Annotated in this window: 31 protein-coding genes; all 31 read left to right on the top strand. The window is 38.0% G+C overall.

The genetic code is table 11. The features are described 5' to 3' along the window. The first annotated feature begins 12 nt into the window (after positions 1-12). The 31 genes from rplD to truA all read left to right on the top strand — a co-directional run bounded on the left by rplD (position 13) and on the right by truA (position 16,270). Positions 13-645 carry a 50S ribosomal protein L4 gene (rplD, locus tag LDX54_RS07260; protein ID WP_046325356.1) on the top strand — a complete coding sequence of 211 codons (633 nt, stop codon included), beginning with the start codon at positions 13-15 and terminating at the stop codon, positions 643-645. Further along, a complete protein-coding gene (rplW, locus tag LDX54_RS07255) occupies positions 642-953 on the top strand; it encodes a 50S ribosomal protein L23 (protein WP_046325355.1) in 312 nt (103 codons plus the stop codon). Before rplD ends, rplW begins: the two co-directional genes overlap by 4 nt. A 15-nt stretch (positions 954-968) precedes the next feature. Then, positions 969-1,805 carry a 50S ribosomal protein L2 gene (gene rplB, locus LDX54_RS07250; RefSeq protein WP_034980459.1) on the top strand — a complete coding sequence of 279 codons (837 nt, stop codon included), beginning with the start codon at positions 969-971 and terminating at the stop codon, positions 1,803-1,805. A gap of 18 nt (positions 1,806-1,823) precedes the next feature. After that, positions 1,824-2,105 carry a 30S ribosomal protein S19 gene (gene rpsS, locus LDX54_RS07245; RefSeq protein ID WP_038523755.1) on the top strand — a complete coding sequence of 94 codons (282 nt, stop codon included), beginning with the start codon at positions 1,824-1,826 and terminating at the stop codon, positions 2,103-2,105. A 19-nt stretch (positions 2,106-2,124) separates the two neighbouring features. Then, entirely contained in the window at positions 2,125-2,478 is a 354-nt protein-coding gene (rplV, locus tag LDX54_RS07240) for a 50S ribosomal protein L22 (protein WP_265667596.1), read from the top strand. Between the two features lie 13 nt (positions 2,479-2,491). Then, the gene (gene rpsC, locus LDX54_RS07235) at positions 2,492-3,163 is read left to right on the top strand and encodes a 30S ribosomal protein S3 (protein WP_046325354.1); all 672 of its coding nucleotides are present in this window, start codon (positions 2,492-2,494) and stop codon (positions 3,161-3,163) included. Then, positions 3,163-3,603, top strand: coding sequence for a 50S ribosomal protein L16 (gene rplP, locus LDX54_RS07230; protein WP_046325353.1), 441 nt, complete (start codon positions 3,163-3,165; stop codon positions 3,601-3,603). The genes rpsC and rplP overlap by 1 nt, the downstream gene beginning before the upstream one ends. Beyond that, positions 3,593-3,790, top strand: a complete 198-nt coding sequence (rpmC, locus tag LDX54_RS07225; RefSeq protein WP_046325352.1) for a 50S ribosomal protein L29 — start codon at positions 3,593-3,595, stop codon at positions 3,788-3,790. The genes rplP and rpmC overlap by 11 nt, the downstream gene beginning before the upstream one ends. Before the next feature lie 18 nt (positions 3,791-3,808). Beyond that, entirely contained in the window at positions 3,809-4,075 is a 267-nt protein-coding gene (gene rpsQ / locus LDX54_RS07220; RefSeq protein WP_034980439.1) for a 30S ribosomal protein S17, read from the top strand. A 32-nt stretch (positions 4,076-4,107) separates the two neighbouring features. Further along, the gene (gene rplN / locus LDX54_RS07215; protein WP_034980437.1) at positions 4,108-4,476 is read left to right on the top strand and encodes a 50S ribosomal protein L14; all 369 of its coding nucleotides are present in this window, start codon (positions 4,108-4,110) and stop codon (positions 4,474-4,476) included. Positions 4,477-4,492: 16 nt separating this feature from the next. Beyond that, on the top strand, positions 4,493-4,756 hold the full coding sequence (gene rplX, locus LDX54_RS07210) for a 50S ribosomal protein L24 (protein ID WP_046325351.1): 264 nt from the start codon (positions 4,493-4,495) through the stop codon (positions 4,754-4,756). Positions 4,757-4,770: 14 nt separating this feature from the next. After that, positions 4,771-5,313: a 50S ribosomal protein L5 gene (rplE, locus tag LDX54_RS07205; protein ID WP_046325350.1), complete on the top strand. Its 543-nt coding sequence runs from the start codon at positions 4,771-4,773 to the stop codon at positions 5,311-5,313. Between the two features lie 12 nt (positions 5,314-5,325). Then, entirely contained in the window at positions 5,326-5,511 is a 186-nt protein-coding gene (locus LDX54_RS07200; protein ID WP_034980430.1) for a type Z 30S ribosomal protein S14, read from the top strand. A gap of 22 nt (positions 5,512-5,533) precedes the next feature. Further along, positions 5,534-5,932, top strand: a complete 399-nt coding sequence (gene rpsH / locus LDX54_RS07195; RefSeq protein WP_046325349.1) for a 30S ribosomal protein S8 — start codon at positions 5,534-5,536, stop codon at positions 5,930-5,932. Positions 5,933-5,956: 24 nt separating this feature from the next. Then, the gene (gene rplF, locus LDX54_RS07190) at positions 5,957-6,487 is read left to right on the top strand and encodes a 50S ribosomal protein L6 (RefSeq protein WP_034980425.1); all 531 of its coding nucleotides are present in this window, start codon (positions 5,957-5,959) and stop codon (positions 6,485-6,487) included. Between the two features lie 23 nt (positions 6,488-6,510). Beyond that, positions 6,511-6,870: a 50S ribosomal protein L18 gene (rplR, locus tag LDX54_RS07185; RefSeq protein ID WP_046325348.1), complete on the top strand. Its 360-nt coding sequence runs from the start codon at positions 6,511-6,513 to the stop codon at positions 6,868-6,870. Positions 6,871-6,886: 16 nt separating this feature from the next. Then, positions 6,887-7,393, top strand: a complete 507-nt coding sequence (gene rpsE / locus LDX54_RS07180; protein WP_046325347.1) for a 30S ribosomal protein S5 — start codon at positions 6,887-6,889, stop codon at positions 7,391-7,393. 13 nt (positions 7,394-7,406) lie between these two features. Further along, positions 7,407-7,592: a 50S ribosomal protein L30 gene (gene rpmD, locus LDX54_RS07175; protein ID WP_046325346.1), complete on the top strand. Its 186-nt coding sequence runs from the start codon at positions 7,407-7,409 to the stop codon at positions 7,590-7,592. A gap of 23 nt (positions 7,593-7,615) precedes the next feature. Next, positions 7,616-8,056, top strand: a complete 441-nt coding sequence (rplO, locus tag LDX54_RS07170; RefSeq protein WP_046325345.1) for a 50S ribosomal protein L15 — start codon at positions 7,616-7,618, stop codon at positions 8,054-8,056. Then, positions 8,056-9,351 (top strand): preprotein translocase subunit SecY, encoded by a 1,296-nt coding sequence (secY, locus tag LDX54_RS07165; protein WP_110446428.1) that lies wholly within the window; start codon positions 8,056-8,058, stop codon positions 9,349-9,351. The genes rplO and secY overlap by 1 nt, the downstream gene beginning before the upstream one ends. Positions 9,352-9,361: 10 nt before the next feature. Then, positions 9,362-10,018 (top strand): adenylate kinase, encoded by a 657-nt coding sequence (locus tag LDX54_RS07160; RefSeq protein ID WP_110446427.1) that lies wholly within the window; start codon positions 9,362-9,364, stop codon positions 10,016-10,018. A 65-nt stretch (positions 10,019-10,083) separates the two neighbouring features. Continuing rightward, positions 10,084-10,305: a translation initiation factor IF-1 gene (gene infA / locus LDX54_RS07155; protein ID WP_034980408.1), complete on the top strand. Its 222-nt coding sequence runs from the start codon at positions 10,084-10,086 to the stop codon at positions 10,303-10,305. 14 nt (positions 10,306-10,319) lie between these two features. Further along, positions 10,320-10,436, top strand: coding sequence for a 50S ribosomal protein L36 (gene rpmJ, locus LDX54_RS07150; protein WP_006729432.1), 117 nt, complete (start codon positions 10,320-10,322; stop codon positions 10,434-10,436). 20 nt (positions 10,437-10,456) lie between these two features. Continuing rightward, on the top strand, positions 10,457-10,807 hold the full coding sequence (gene rpsM / locus LDX54_RS07145) for a 30S ribosomal protein S13 (RefSeq protein WP_034980405.1): 351 nt from the start codon (positions 10,457-10,459) through the stop codon (positions 10,805-10,807). 21 nt (positions 10,808-10,828) lie between these two features. Continuing rightward, positions 10,829-11,212: a 30S ribosomal protein S11 gene (gene rpsK / locus LDX54_RS07140; RefSeq protein WP_034980403.1), complete on the top strand. Its 384-nt coding sequence runs from the start codon at positions 10,829-10,831 to the stop codon at positions 11,210-11,212. Between the two features lie 45 nt (positions 11,213-11,257). Then, the gene (locus LDX54_RS07135) at positions 11,258-12,196 is read left to right on the top strand and encodes a DNA-directed RNA polymerase subunit alpha (protein ID WP_046325342.1); all 939 of its coding nucleotides are present in this window, start codon (positions 11,258-11,260) and stop codon (positions 12,194-12,196) included. Between the two features lie 26 nt (positions 12,197-12,222). After that, positions 12,223-12,606 (top strand): 50S ribosomal protein L17, encoded by a 384-nt coding sequence (rplQ, locus tag LDX54_RS07130; RefSeq protein WP_046325341.1) that lies wholly within the window; start codon positions 12,223-12,225, stop codon positions 12,604-12,606. Positions 12,607-13,010: 404 nt separating this feature from the next. Continuing rightward, on the top strand, positions 13,011-13,862 hold the full coding sequence (locus LDX54_RS07125; protein ID WP_265667599.1) for an energy-coupling factor transporter ATPase: 852 nt from the start codon (positions 13,011-13,013) through the stop codon (positions 13,860-13,862). Further along, positions 13,838-14,683, top strand: a complete 846-nt coding sequence (locus LDX54_RS07120; RefSeq protein ID WP_265667601.1) for an energy-coupling factor transporter ATPase — start codon at positions 13,838-13,840, stop codon at positions 14,681-14,683. The genes LDX54_RS07125 and LDX54_RS07120 overlap by 25 nt, the downstream gene beginning before the upstream one ends. A gap of 4 nt (positions 14,684-14,687) precedes the next feature. Beyond that, positions 14,688-15,485 (top strand): energy-coupling factor transporter transmembrane component T, encoded by a 798-nt coding sequence (locus LDX54_RS07115; RefSeq protein ID WP_265667602.1) that lies wholly within the window; start codon positions 14,688-14,690, stop codon positions 15,483-15,485. Beyond that, on the top strand, positions 15,485-16,270 hold the full coding sequence (gene truA / locus LDX54_RS07110; protein ID WP_265667603.1) for a tRNA pseudouridine(38-40) synthase TruA: 786 nt from the start codon (positions 15,485-15,487) through the stop codon (positions 16,268-16,270). The genes LDX54_RS07115 and truA overlap by 1 nt, the downstream gene beginning before the upstream one ends. Positions 16,271-16,357 lie beyond the last annotated feature (87 nt).

The raw sequence follows: 16,357 nt of genomic DNA, 5'->3' as shown, positions 1-16,357 counted from the left end.
AGGAGGACTAGAATGGCTAATTTAAAAGTTATCGATCAAAAAGGCAAAGACGCTGGTGAAGTTACTTTAAATGATGATGTATTTGGTATTAAGCCAAATGAAAGCGTAGTTTTTGACGCAATTATCAGACAGAGAGCTGGCAGACGTCAAGGTACCTCAAAGGTCAAAAATAGATCCGCTGTTCGCGGCGGTGGTAAGAAACCTTGGAAACAAAAGGGTACTGGACGTGCTCGTCAAGGCTCTATCCGTTCCCCACAATGGCGTGGCGGTGGTGTAGTTTTCGGACCAACTCCACGTTCTTACGCATACTCAATGCCAAGAAAGCAACGGCGCTTGGCTATCAAGTCTGTTCTTTCCCAGAAATTGATTGATGAAGATTTAGTAGTTTTAGATCAACTGACAATGTCAGCTCCTAAGACCAAAGAATTCAAGTCAATCTTGGACGGCTTAAAAGTTGAAGGCAAAGTTTTAGTTGTTTCTGATGATAAGAATGTTCAATATTCAGCTAGAAACTTGCCAAACGTTAAGGTAATCACTGCTAATGGCTTGAATGTTGAAGATGTTGTTAATTATGACAAATTAGTTTTGACTAAAGAAGCTATTGAAAAGATTGAAAAGAATGTTGAGGGGGCTTCAGCGAAATGAGTGCACATGATATCATTTTAAGACCTGTCATTACTGAAAAGTCAACGAACTTAATGGATGATAAGAAGTACACTTTCAACGTGCTTTTAACTGCAACCAAGACTCAAGTTCGTGATGCTGTTGAAGAAATTTTTGATGTTAAGGTTAAAAAAGTTAATATCATGAATGTTCGTGGTAAGGATAAGCGTGTTGGCCGTTATTCAGGCAAAACAGCTCGTACCCGTAAGGCAATAGTTACCTTAACTGAAGATTCAAACGATATCAAAATTTTCAAAGACGATAGCAACAATAAAGAAGAAAATAAGTAATAGGAGGTCAGTCAATTGGCTATTAAAATTTATAAGCCAACCACAAATGGTCGCCGTAATATGACTACTTCTGACTTTGCTGAAATTACTAAGAGCAAACCAGAACGTACCCTACTTGAGTCACAATCACATACTGCAGGTCGTAACTCTTATGGTCATATTACAAGTAGACACCGTGGCGGTGGACATAAGCAAAAATACCGTATCATCGATTTTAAGCGTAATAAAGACAATGCTAAAGCTGTAGTTAAGGCTATCGAATACGATCCAAACAGAACTGCTAATATTGCACTTCTTCACTACACTGACGGTATTAAAGCTTATATCCTGGCACCAAAAGGTTTAACAGTCGGCGATGTGGTTGAATCTGGTGCTAACGCAGATATTAAACCAGGAAATGCTTTGCCTTTAAAGAACATTCCAACTGGTACTTCAATTCATAATATTGAATTAAGACCTGGCAAAGGCGGTCAGCTTGTTAGAAGTGCTGGAGCCAGCGCTCAAGTTTTGGGCAATGATGGTAAGTACACATTAGTTAAATTACAAAGTGGTGAGGTTCGCAAGATTTTATCAGTTTGTCGTGCAACTATCGGTGTCGTAGGTAATGAACAACATTCATTAATCCAATTAGGTAAAGCTGGACGCAGTCGCTGGTTGGGTAGACGCCCACAGTCTCGTGGTTCCGTAATGAACCCTAACGATCACCCACATGGTGGTGGTGAAGGTAAGGCTCCTGTAGGTCGTCCACAACCGATGACTCCATGGGGCAAGAAAGCTCGTGGTATTAAGACTAGAAATAGTAAGAGAGCCAGCGAGAAATTGATTGTTCGTCACCGTAAGGGTAGCAAATAATAGAAGGAGGGTAATTTAATGAGCCGTAGTATTAAAAAAGGGCCTTTTGCTGATGCATCTTTATTAAAGAAAGTTGATGCACAAGCAGACACAGATAAAAAACAGGTTATTAAAACTTGGTCACGTCGTTCAACTATTTTTCCTTCTTTTGTTGGTTTGACTATAGCTGTTTACGATGGTAGAAAGCATGTTCCAGTATACATTACTGAGGACATGGTTGGTCATAAGTTAGGTGAATTTGTTCCAACGAGAACTTTCCGCGGACACAAGACATCTGACGACAAGGCTACTTCAAAATAGAGAAAGGAGAAACACTTAAATGGCAGAACAAGTTAGTTCAGCTAAGGCAGAGGCAAGAACAGTTCGTATTGCTCCAAGAAAAGCACGTTTAGTCGTTGATTTGATTCGTGGCAAAGACGTGGCTGAAGCATTGGCAATCTTGCAATTTACGCCTAGAGCTGCTTCCCCAATCGTTGAAAAAGTTTTACGCTCAGCAATTGCAAATGCAGAACACAATTACGATCTTGAAAGTGCTAATCTTTATGTGTCTGAAGCATACGTAAACGAGGGAGCTACTTTAAAGAGATTTAGACCACGTGCCAAGGGTATGGCTTCTCCGATTAACAAGAGAACTAGTCATGTAGTTGTAGTAGTGTCAGAAAAGAACGATTAAGGGAGGTATATTAATGGGTCAGAAAATTAACCCAAATGGTTTTCGTCTCGGCGTGATACGTGACTGGGAATCTAAATGGTATGCTGACAGAGGATACAAAGAAACCTTAAATGAAGACCTGCGCATCAGAAAATTCATTGATAAGAAATTAAAGAATGCCTCTGTTTCTACTGTTGAAATTGAACGTGCAGCCAATAGAATCAACGTATCAATCAATACTTCTAAACCAGGTATGGTGATTGGTAAAGGTGGTTCTGAAGTTGAAGCACTGAGAAGAGAATTAAATGCTTTGACTAAAAAGCAGGTTCACGTTAATATTGTTGAAATTAAGAAGCCAGATCTTGATGCTAAATTGGTAGCTGAAAGTATTGCTAGTCAACTTGAAGCTCGTATTGCTTTTAGACGTGCTACGCGTCAAGCAACTCAAAGAACAATGCGTGCCGGTGCTAAAGGAATCAGAGTACAAACTTCTGGTCGTTTAAATGGTGCTGACATGGCAAGAAGAGAATGGCATACAGAAGGCCGTGTTCCATTACAAACTTTAAGAGCTGATATTGATTATGCTTGGGTAAATGCTTACACCACCTATGGTGAAATTGGCGTTCAAGTATGGATTAACCGGGGTGAAATCTTACCTTCTAAAAGTAAGAAGCCCGAAAAAGCTGCGAAGGGAGGAAACAAATAATGCCTCTAGTACCAAAAAGGGTAAAACACCGTCGTGAGTTTCGTGGTAAAATGCGTGGTGCCGCTAAGGGTGGTAAAACTATCGCTTTTGGTGAATATGGATTAGAAGCCCTTGAATCCCACTGGATTACTACTCAACAAATCGAAGCTGCTCGTGTTGCGATGACTCGTTATATGAAGCGTGGCGGTAAAGTTTGGATTAGAATTTTCCCTCAAAAGTCTTACACTGCTAAAGGTGTTGGTGTACGTATGGGTTCTGGTAAAGGTGCACCAGCAGGCTGGGTAGCTGTAGTCAAGAGAGAAAAGATCATGTTTGAAATTGGTGGCGTTAACGAAGCAACTGCTCGTGAAGCTTTGAGACTTGCTGCAACTAAGCTTCCAATTAAATGTAAGTTCGTGTCTAGAAGTTCGGAAGTAGGTGGCAATTCTAATGAAGGCTAAGGAAATCAGAGCATTAACCACTGATCAAATGTTAGACAAAGAAAAGCAATACAAAGAAGAACTCTTTAATTTGCGTTTTCAACAAGCAACGGGTCAATTAGAAAATACCGCTCGCCTAAGCAAAGTCCGTAAAAATATTGCTAGAATTAAAACAATTCTTAGTGAAAAAGCATTGGAAAAAGATTAGTGGAAGGGAGTTATTAACTTGAGCGAATCAATCGAAAGAAATCATCGTCACGTATATCAAGGCCAAGTAATTTCTGATAAGAATGACAAAACTATCACTGTAGTTGTTGATACTTATAAGAATCACCCTGTTTACAAGAAGCGTATCAGATATTCAAAGAAATACTACGCACAAGATGATAAAAATGAAGCTAAAGTTGGCGATACTGTTCGTATCATGGAAACTCGTCCATTATCTCGTACAAAGCGCTTTCGTTTAGTTAAAATTGTTAAAAAATCTGTTTAATTTTGCGGATTTAGTGAGGGGAGGATTATATAGTGATTCAAAATGAATCCCGTTTGAAGGTTGCTGATAACTCAGGTGCCAGAGAACTTTTAGTTATTAGAGTCTTAGGTGGATCAAGACGTAAGACTGGTAACATTGGTGATATTGTGGTAGCAACTGTTAAACAAGCAACACCAGGTGGCGTTGTCAAAAAAGGAGACGTTGTCAAGGCCGTCATTGTTAGAACAAAATCAGGCGCCCGTCGTGAAGATGGTTCATACATCAAGTTTGATGAAAATGCTGGAGTAGTTATCAATGCAGATAAGAGCCCACGCGGTACTCGTATCTTTGGGCCTGTTGCACGTGAGCTGCGTGAGCACGACTTTATGAAAATCGTCTCTCTTGCTCCTGAAGTCTTATAATAAGTGAGGTGCACTGATGTTTGTTAAAACTGGTGACAAAGTAAAAGTTATTGCCGGAAAAGACAAAGGTAAAGAAGGCATTGTTTTATCTGTTAATGTTAAAAAGAACCGTGTGGTTGTTAAAGGCGTTAATAAGATTAAGAAACACCAAAAGCCTTCACAGACTAATGCTAATGGTGGTGTGGTTGAATCAGAAGGTTCAATTCATGCATCAAACGTTAAAGTCATTGCAAAGTCTGAAGGCAAAGCAAATGATAATAAAGAAGAAACTAAGAAGTAGAAGGGAGGACACAAATGGCAAATTATTTAGCTCAAGAATATAAAGAAAAAATTGTTCCTGCATTGCAAGAAAAGTTTGATTACAGCTCAGTTATGCAAGTACCAAAGATTGAGAAAATCGTTTTGAACATGGGTGTTGGTGATGCTGTTTCCAACGCTAAAAACTTAGACGAAGCTGTTGAAGAATTAACTTTAATTTCAGGTCAAAAGCCTTTGGTAACAAAAGCCAAAAAGTCAATCGCTAACTTCCGCTTGCGTGAAGGTATGTCTATCGGTGCTAAGGTTACACTTAGAGGAGATAGAATGTATGACTTCTTGTATAAGTTAATCAGTGTTTCACTTCCTCGTGTTCGCGACTTCCGCGGTGTTTCAAGCCGTTCATTTGATGGTCGTGGTAACTACACTTTAGGTATTAAGGAACAATTAATTTTCCCAGAAATTGACTTTGATAAAGTTAATAGAACCAGGGGTTTAGATGTTGTTATCGTTACTACTGCCAATACAGATGAGGAAGCTAGAGAACTTCTAAGTCAATTTGGTATGCCGTTTGCAAAATAATGGAGGACATTAATGGCTAAGACATCACAAAAAATTAGAAATCATCGTCCTGCTAAATTTTCTTCACGTGAATACACTCGTTGCGAGAGATGTGGTCGTCCACGCTCTGTTTATCGTAAATTTGGCTTATGCCGTATTTGCTTGAAAGATTTAGCTCACAAAGGTCAAATTCCTGGCCTTAAAAAGGCTAGTTGGTAATACGGATAGGAGGATAGCATAAATGGTCATGACAGATCCGATCGCAGATTACTTGACTAGAATTAGAAATGCTAATATGGCAAAACATAATTCAGTTGAAGTTCCTGCATCAAATATTAAAAAATCTATTTCAGAAATTTTGAAACGCGAAGGCTTCATCCGTGATTACGAAGTTACCGATGACAACAAGCAAGGTATGATTAAGATTTTCCTGAAATATGGTCCTGACGGAGAACGTGTCATTTCAGGCTTAAAGCGAATTTCTAAGCCAGGTCTTAGAACTTACGTAAGCGCTGAAAATTTACCTAAGGTACTTAATGGCTTAGGTATTGCCATCGTTTCTACTTCTGCTGGTGTAATTACCGACAAGGAAGCAAGACAAAAAGATGTTGGTGGCGAAGTTATCGCCTATGTATGGTAATTCTGACAGAAAGGAGAACAATCAATGAGCCGTATCGGTTTAAAAACAATTGAAGTCCCAGATAGTGTCACTGTTACCAAGAAGGGTGACAATATCACTGTTAAAGGACCTAAAGGTGAATTAACCAGATATTTCGATCCAAAAATCACTTTTAAACAAGAAGATGGTAAAATTAACTTCTCACGTTCTAGTGAAAGCGACAAAGCTCTTCATGGTACCGAGAGAGCTAATTTAGCCTCTATGGTTGAAGGTGTGGTTGATGGATATAAGAAAACTTTAAAGTTAATCGGTGTTGGTTACCGTGCAACAGCACAAGGTAATAAACTCACTTTAAATGTTGGTTACTCACACCCAGTTGTAATGACTGCACCAGAAGGTGTTTCAGTGAAAGCTACTTCAGCTACAGACATTGAAGTAGAAGGAATTTCTAAGCAAAATGTTGGACAATTTGCTGCTGAAATTCGCGATGTACGTCCACCAGAGCCCTACAAAGGTAAAGGTATTCGTTATACTGACGAATATGTACGTCGTAAGGAAGGTAAGACAGGTAAATAGAAAATAATTTTTGAGGTGAAATTGTGATTTCAAAACCAGATAAGAACAAATTGCGCTTAAAGCGTCACAAACGTATTCGTAGCAAAATTTCTGGTACTGCTGAGCGCCCACGCTTAAGCGTTTTCCGTTCAAACAAAAACATCTACGCTCAATTAATTGATGACGTAGCGGGTGTAACGCTAGCAAGTGCCTCAACTTTAGATGATGCTGTAGCTAAGGATCAGACTAAAGTAGAACAAGCTCAAGCTGTTGGCAAGAATATTGCTGAAGCAGCGAAAGCTAAAAACATTACTAGTGTAGTGTTTGACAGAAGTGGTTATTTATACCACGGCCGTATTTCAGCTTTGGCAGATGCCGCTCGTGAAAACGGATTAGAGTTCTAGGAAAGGAGATAAATACATGGCAAACCGCAACGATTCTCGCAATAATCGCAGAAATAAGGACGACATCGAAGATCAGTTAGTAGCAATTAATCGTGTCACCAAGGTTGTCAAGGGTGGTCAACGAATGAGATTTGCTGCCTTGGTAATCGTTGGCGACAAAAAAGGTCGTGTAGGCTTTGGTACTGGTAAAGCTCAAGAAGTTCCAGAAGCAATCCGTAAGGCCGTTGAAGCTGGTAAAAAGAACATGATCAAAGTTCCTAAGGTTGGCACTACTATTCCTCATGAAGTAATTGGTCATTATGGCTCAGGTAATATTATGATTAAACCTGCTCCAGCTGGTTCTGGTGTTGCTGCTGGTGGTGCCGTTCGTATCGTTATGGATATGGCTGGTATTGCTGATGTTACTTCCAAGTCACTTGGTTCTAATACTCCAATTAATGTTGTTCGTGCAACAATAGATGGTTTGAAGAAACTTAGAACAAGTGAAGACGTTGAAAAGCTTCGTCACGCTGAATTAGATTAGGGAGACAGGATAAATGACTGAATTAAAAGTTACTTTAATTAGAAGTGCTGCACACCGTCTGCCTAACCAAAGAAAAGTTGTGAAAGCTCTTGGTTTAGGTAGAATTAACAGTACAACTACTTTACCAGACAATGCTGCAACTCGTGGTGCATTGATGAAAATTGCCCACTTGATTTCAGTTGAAGAAATTAATAATTAGTTAATTGAGGAGGTGCCAAATTAATGAAGCTTCATGAATTACATGCTGCTGAAGGTTCACGCAATACTAGAAAACGTGTTGGTCGTGGTACTTCAAGTGGTTTTGGAAAAACTTCTGGCCGTGGCCAAAAGGGACAATTGTCTCGCCAAGGCGGTCATACCCGTTTAGGCTTTGAAGGTGGTCAAATGCCATTATTCAGAACTATGCCAAAGCGTGGATTTAAGAACGTTAACCGCAAAGAGTATGCAATCATTAACTTAGATGATTTAAACAAGTTTGAAGATGGTAACGAAGTTACAGTTGCTAGTCTTAAAGAAAAAGGTTTGGTAAAGAAAGAATTATCAGGCGTTAAGTTGCTTGCAAAAGGTGAGTTAAAAGTTAAGTTAAACGTAAAGATTAACAAAGTTTCCGCCGCTGCGAAGAAAGCAGTTGAAGATGCAGGCGGATCTGTTGAGGTGATCTAATGTTTTCGACCTTGAAGAACGCCTTTAAGGATAAAGAAATTAGAAATAAAATATATTTCACACTCTTTATTCTTTTGATTTACCGAATTGGAGCTAATATCACTGTTCCAGGTGTCAACGCAAAAGCGATTACTCAAGTTGCACAAACTGGTTTGGTCCCAATGCTGGATACTGTTTCTGGTGGTGGACTTGATAACTATTCAATATTCTCTTTAGGTGTTTCACCTTACATTACTGCACAAATTGTTATTCAACTTTTACAAATGGACATAGTTCCGACGTTGGTAGAATGGGGTAAACAAGGAGAAGTAGGACGCCGTAAGACTAATAACGTAACCCGTGTACTTGCATTGTTTGTGGCATTCATCCAAAGTATTGGTATCACGCTTGGTTTCAATGCTTTGACTGAGATGGGTTTAGTCAAGTCACAGACTTGGCAATCTTACTTTGAGATTGCAATTGTAATGACTGCCGGAACAATGTTGCTAACCTGGTTAGGTGATGAAATCACTGATAAGGGTCTGGGCAATGGAGTTTCTGTTATTATTTTTGCAGGTATTATTGCTAGGCTACCGCGAGGACTGTGGCAGCTATATAAAGAAGACGTTATTAACAACAGTGCGAGTGATCGTTGGCAAGGGATTTTGTTCTTCATCGCGATTATCATTGCAATACTTATCGTAACGCAAGTAGTTACATGGGTAGAACAGGCAGATCGCCGAATTCCAATACAATATACAAGAAGAGCAACTATTAGTGGCTCTGAAAGTTTTTTGCCATTGAAAGTTAATGTTTCTGGTGTTATTCCAGTTATTTTTGCTAGTTCTTTCATCATCACACCGGCAACAATTTTAATGGCTTTCCAAAAGTCTCAAGGCGACCAGCAGTGGTACAAGATAATGACTAATATCTTTAGTATGCAAACTACACCTGGGGTTATAATTTATACTGTTTTAATAATTCTCTTCACATTCTTCTATGCTTTTGTTCAGGTTAACCCTGAGAAGCTGGCTAAGAATTTGCAGAAGCAGGGCGCTTATATCCCAAGTGTTTGGCCGGGTAAAGATACACAAGATTATGTTTCTAAGGTATTGATAAGATTATCAACAGTAGGATCTGTATTTTTAGGCCTTGTAGCTTTATTACCACAACTTGCTACTAATTTTTGGGATTTACCAAGTTCAATTGGATTAGGCGGTACCAGTCTTTTAATTGTTATTGGTGTCGTCTTGGAACTATCTCGTCAAATTAACGGATTGTTAATGAAGAGAGAATACGTTGGATTCATCAGATAGGGACGGATAAATGATTAATATATTTCTTTTAGGTTTGCCTGGTGCTGGCAAAGGTACGGTATCAGAACAAATTGTCGATAAATATCATCTAACTCATATTTCAACTGGGGATATGTTTAGAGAAGCAATGGCTAATGAGACTAAAGTTGGTCTTGAAGCTAAAAGTTACATTGATAAAGGTGATTTGGTACCGGACGAAGTTACTGCCAAATTAGTTGAAGAACGTATAGGGCAACCTGATATTAAAGAGGGTTACATCTTAGATGGTTTTCCACGGACTATTGTTCAGGCGGAACTTTTTGAAGATATTGCTAAACGCGTCAATAAACAATTAACAAACGTAATTTCACTAGAAGTTAAAGAAGAAACTTTAGTAAAACGTTTGTCAGCACGCTTTATGTGCAAAAATTGTGGTGCTACTTATAATAAGATTACAAAAATGCCCCAAGTTACAGGGACTTGTGATCGTTGTGGCAGTCATGACTTTTATCAACGTGAAGATGACAAGCCTGAAGTAGTAAAAAATCGTTTAGAAGTAAATGAAAAGATGAATACACCGCTAAAGGACTTTTACCAGAAAAAAGGTTTGTTAACTGTTGTTGATGGTGAACAAACCCCTGAAGAAGTTTTCAAGAATGTTGATGCGGTTTTAAGTAAAAAGCAATAATTTGTATATTTACTTTTCCGTGTTATAATTTCAAAGTATGACTGTTTAAATGCGGAGGAACGGCTTTGGCAAAAGATGATGTCATAGAAGTAAAAGGTAAGGTTGTTGATACCTTGCCTAATGCTATGTTTAAAGTTGAATTGGAAAATGGAGCAGTGATTTTAGCACATGTTTCCGGTAAGATTAGAATGCATTATATTCGAATTTTACCTGGAGACCGTGTTACAGTTGAACTTTCTCCTTATGATTTAACTAAAGGTAGAATAACTTATCGATTTATAAAGTAATAACGGAGGGAAACATGAAGGTTAGACCATCTGTTAAACCAATGTGTGAACATTGTAAGATAATTAAAAGAAATGGTCGTGTAATGGTTATTTGCTCTGCAAATCCAAAGCACAAGCAACGTCAAGGTTAGAAAAATAGGAGGTGCAATTTATGGCACGTATTGCTGGTGTTGACTTACCAAGAGATAAAAGAATAGTTGTTGCATTAACTTATATTTATGGTATTGGTGAACCAACAGCACAAAAGATTTGTGCGGATGCTGGTGTTTCTGAAGACATACGTTCAAAAGATTTGACTCCAGATGACCAAGAGAAGCTTCGTGCAGAAGTTGATAAATACCGTGTTGAAGGTGACTTACGTAGAGAAGTCAGCATGAACATTAAGCGGTTAATTGATATTGGTTCATATCGTGGTATTCGCCACCGTCGTGGACTTCCAGTTCGTGGTCAAAATACCAAGAATAATGCTCGTACACGTAAGGGTAGTAAAAAGAATAAATAAAAATTTTAAGGAGGTTTATTGATGCCTAAAACAGCACGTAAACGCCGTGTGAAGAAGCACGTTGAAAAAGGCGTTGCTCATATCCATTCTACGTTTAACAATACTTTAGTCATGATTACTGACGTTCAAGGCAATGCAATTGCTTGGTCTTCAGCTGGTGCATTAGGCTTTAAAGGTAGTCGTAAGTCTACACCATTTGCGGCACAAATGGCAGCCGAAGCAGCAGCTAAGAGCGCAATGGATCAAGGCATGAAACATGTTGAAGTTTCTGTTAAAGGTCCTGGTGCTGGCCGTGAATCTGCTATTAGATCGCTACAAGCGACTGGGCTTGAAATCACTGCAATTCGTGATGTTACCCCAGTTCCTCACAATGGTTCTAGACCACCAAAACGTCGTCGTGTTTAATTTTGTTCTTAATGAAGGACATTGCGTTTTGAAAGGGGCCTAGTAATGATTGAATTTGAAAAACCAAATATTACCGTTGTGGACCAAGAAAAGTCGTATGGTAAATTTGTTATTGAACCACTTGAACGAGGCTTTGGTACTACTTTAGGTAACTCATTACGTAGAGTTTTACTGACATCTATCCCAGGTACAGGACTTGTTTACGTTCAAATAGATGATGTCTTACACGAATTCTCAACCGTTCCAGGCGTAAGAGAAGATGTCGCTAAGATAATCCTGAACCTTAAGAAACTTGAATTAAAGTCTTTTTCAGATGAACAAAAAATTATTGAAATTGACGTAGAGGGTCCGGCTACTGTAACCGCCGATGATCTTAAAGCTGACGCTGATATTCAAATCCTGAATCCTGATCAATATATTTGTACTATTGCTGATGGTGGTCATTTGCATATGCAAATTGCTGTTCAAAATGGCCGTGGCTACGTTGCAGCAAGTGACAACAAGAGTGAGGATATGCCAATTGGGGTTATTCCGGTTGATTCTTTGTTTTCACCAATAAAGAAAGTTAATTACCAAGTTGAATCTACTCGTGTTGGTAAAAGAGACGATTTTGATAAGCTCACCTTAGAGATTTGGACAGATGGTTCAATCAAGCCTAACGATGCCCTCAGTTTCGCTGCTAAAATTTTAGTCGCACACTTTAAAGTGTTTGAAACTGCTGATGCAAATACTAAATTCAATGATGTGATGGTTGAAAAAGAGGACGATACGGCAGAAAAGAAGCTTGAAATGACAATTGAAGAGCTTGATCTTTCTGTTCGTTCATACAATTGTCTTAAACGTGCCGGAATTAATACACTGCAAGAACTGACTGATAAGACAGAAGCAGATATGATGCGTGTACGCAATTTAGGACGGAAATCGTTGGAAGAAGTTAAAAACAAGTTAGCTGACTTGGGACTATCACTTCGTCAAGAAGATTAATTTCGAAAAATAAAGGAGGTAAACTGATGGCATACCGTAAATTGGGACGAGACAGTGCACATAGAAAAGCAATGTTAAGAGAAATGACTACTCAATTGATCATGAATGAACGCATTACTACTACTGAAACACGTGCTAAAGAAGTTCGCAAGACTGCCGAAAAGATGATCACTTTAGGTAAGCGTGGAGATTTAGCCGCAAGAAGAAGAGCCGCTGCTTTTATTCGTGATGAAGTTGCAGATATTCATGAAGAAAAAGATGCAGTAGTTGTTAAATCAGCTTTACAGAAGCTTTTTAGCGATGTGGCACCTCGTTACAAAGACAGAAATGGTGGTTACACCAGAATTATGAAGCTTGCTACTGCCCGTAAAGGTGATGCAGCTCCAATGGTTATTTTAGAATTAGTTTAATTCGAATAATCTAAACTTAATAGCTATTAAGAATTATCCGTGAGAGTGAGAATAAGCGTTAAGATGATGACGAAAGTTTAGTCTAGCTTAGATGAAGTAATTTATCCCTCCTCATGGATGATTTTTTTTGCTTTAGATTTTAGTTAATAGACAGTGTGTAAATAAAACTTAATTGACTTTTACCTCATATTCAGTTTTAATACTTTAATTTAGTGAGGCAAAATGAATTACACAGCTGCAAACAAAGTAAAAATCACTTAATTAAAAGCTACTCCTTGTGATATTGCTAAAATTTATTAAAAAAAGCCAGATAGTAATGATAAAAATAGAAAGATTGCAAACATGGTTCAGAAATCATAATATTTTTGGTACAATTGAATCAGACTTTTTAGGATGGTGAGAGTATGACAACTGACAGTATTATCAAAATAAAAAATGTAAGCTTTACGTATCCAGAGTCAGAAACTCCCGCTATAGACAACATTAGTCTTGATATTAAACGGGGTTCATGGACATCAATTATTGGCCATAATGGCAGTGGAAAGTCGACAATTATCCGCCTGATTAATGGTTTACTGGTACCTGATGAAAAAGGAAAACCTGAAATTGAAGTGGACGGCTTAAAATTAAATGATGATACCGTTTGGGAAGTTCGAAACAAAGTTGGAATTGTCTTTCAAAATCCTGACAATCAATTTGTGGGAGCTACAGTGGCTGATGATGTCGCATTTGGCCTAGAGAATCGCGGTGTTTCTCACTCTGAAATGGTAAAGATTGTTCCTGAAGCAATTAAAGCAGTGGGGATGAGCGAATACACCAATGCTGAACCTGCAAATCTTTCAGGAGGACAAAAACAAAGAGTAGCAATTGCTGGGATTCTGGCTATTAAACCTAAGATTATTGTGCTGGATGAAGCTACGTCAATGCTTGATCCAGAAGGTAGAGACCAAATATTATCAATAGTGCAAGCGATGAAGAATAAATATGACTTGACAGTAATCTCAATTACGCATGATATTGATGAAGCTAATATGGCTGACCAGGTTTTAGTAATGAATGATGGTAAATTAATTACTAAGGGCAGTACTAAAGATGTCTTTAGTCAAGTTGATCTGTTGAAAAAGTTGGGCTTGGATGTACCATTTTATGAGCAAGTCAAAGCAAAGTTACTGGCTGACTCTGTTAAAATTCCAGCTAGTATAGATTCAGAAAAAGAGTTGATCAATTACTTATGTCAATTAAATTCGAACATGTAAGTTACATTTATTCTCCAGAAACACCACTTGAAAAAAAAGGTTTAGACAATGTTTCTTTTAAGCTGCAAGATGGTTCTTTTAATGCAATAATTGGTCATACTGGTAGTGGTAAATCGACACTTATGCAACATTTTAATGCTCTAATTAGACCTACATCTGGGAAAATAGAAATAGCTGGCACAACTATCACACCAGAAACTACCAATAAAAATTTAAAAGAATTGAGAAGACATGTTAGTCTGGTTTTTCAATTTCCAGAAGCACAACTATTTGAAAATACAGTAATAGATGATATTGCTTTTGGGCCTAAAAACTTTGGCTATGATAATGAAAAAGCTCTTGCAAGTGCCAAGTTTTGGTTAAAAAAAGTTGGCTTACCTGAAGAGATTGGTAAACGATCACCTTTTGAATTATCTGGTGGACAAATGAGAAGGGTAGCGATAGCCGGTGTTATGGCTTATGAGCCAGATATTCTCTGTTTAGATGAACCAGCCGCTGGTCTTGATCCTGAAGCACGTAAACAAATGATGGCACTTTTTTCTGAATATCAAAAAGAAGGGCATACTGTAATATTAGTTACTCATAATATGGATGATGTAGCTAATTATGCTGAAAATGTTTTGGTCATGGAACATGGCAAAATGATTAAACAAGCTGCACCAAGAGACATTTTTAAAGATCGTAATTGGTTACAAGAACATCATTTAGAAGAGCCTAAGTCTTCCTTGTTTGCAACTAAATTGCAAAACTATCATTTTGCAAAATTACCATTAACTATAGCTGACTTGGTAAAAGATATAGAAACCAATTTAAAGGGGTGAGAATGTGAGTAAAATCTTAATTGGCCGGTATGTAGCTGGTGACTCGATAATTTATCGTATGGATCCAAGAGGAAAATTACTAGCAACTATTATTTTTATTTTATTCGTATTTTTAGCCAATAATCCAGTTACTTATCTAATTGTAACCATTTTTAGTATAGCTGCTGTAGCTGCCACTAAGCTAAAACCAAAAGTCTTTTGGGATGGAGTAAAACCCCTAATTTGGTTAATTTTGTTCACGTCCTTTTTGCAGTTGTTTTTCTCAGTTGGTGGAACTGTCTATTGGCAGTGGACAATTTTTGCATTGTCTAGTTATGGTATCACTAATGCTATTTATATTTTTATCCGCTTTACAGTGATCATCTTAATTTCTACAGTAATGACTGTTACTACTAAGCCACTGGAGATTGCTGATGCTATCGAATGGCTATTGAAACCATTAAAAATAGTTCATGTTCCGGTCGATAAGATCGCTCTGATAATGTCAATAGCTTTACGATTTGTACCAACTTTATTTGATGAAACTTTAAAAATTATGAATGCCCAACGTTCACGAGGTGCAGATTTTAATAATGGCGGGCTAGTTACCAGGGCAAAGGCGATTACCCCTCTCCTGGTTCCACTATTTATTAATTCGTTAGAAACAGCGATTGATTTATCAACTGCGATGGAATCACGTGGTTATCGTGGAGATCAAGGTAGGACAAAATTTAGAATTCTAAAATGGTCCAATGTTGATCTTATTAACTTGATTTATTTCATTTTACTATTAGGGCTTTTATTAATATTTAGGACACATTAATGACAACAAGATATAAAATGACGGTTGCTTATGACGGACACCTTTTCCATGGCTTCCAGTATCAACCTCGTCAAAGAACTGTGCAAGGAACGATTGAAGCCGCGTTATCTAAAATGACTAAGGGCAAAAATGTGGTTGTTGAGGGTTCAGGACGTACAGATGCAGGAGTTCATGCATTGGGCCAGGTAATTCATTTCGACTATCCTGATAAAGAAATTCCGCCAGAAAGAATGATTTGTGCTTTAAATTCGCTGATGCCGCTAGACATTGTTTTTAAAAAATGTGAGATAGTTGATGAAAAATTTCATGTGCGGTATAGCGCTAAAGGTAAGTGGTATCGCTATCGTGTTAGTTTAGACAGATTTGTCGATCCCTTTAAGCGCCTCTATACGGGGCACTATCCTTACCCAGTTGATGTGGAAAAAATGAAAAGGGCAGCCTTTGATTTACTGGGAACGCACGATTTTACCAGCTTTGCAGCTAGTGGAGGCCAAATTAAGAACAAGGTTCGCACGATGTTTTATGTAAATATCCAAAAAGATAAGCAGAATAATGAAATTGTCTTTGATTTTATCTGCTCTGGTTTTCTTTACAATATGGTCCGTATTTTAGTAGCAATGTTATTAGAAATTGGTAGGGGTAAGCGTCCTGTTAATGATATTCCCCGGGTAATAATGGCAAAGGATCGGGAGCAGGTAAGAGAAACTGCTCAGGCAAGTGGGTTATTCTTATATCATGTTTTTTATGATGATATACCTAAAAAATATAGGCTCGACAGGGAATAATATTGACTTTTTAGTTGAAAAGAATTATTATATTAAAGTATGTTTGTCCACGATAGGCCCCGGAATCTTATTGTTTTCAAACAACGT

It is taken from the genome of Lactobacillus sp. IBH004 (assembly GCF_026185255.2).
GTDB classification, from domain to species: Bacteria; Bacillota; Bacilli; order Lactobacillales; family Lactobacillaceae; genus Lactobacillus; species Lactobacillus melliventris.
Note: the sequence above shows the minus strand (reverse complement) of the source record. Positions and strands in the feature narration are given on the sequence as shown.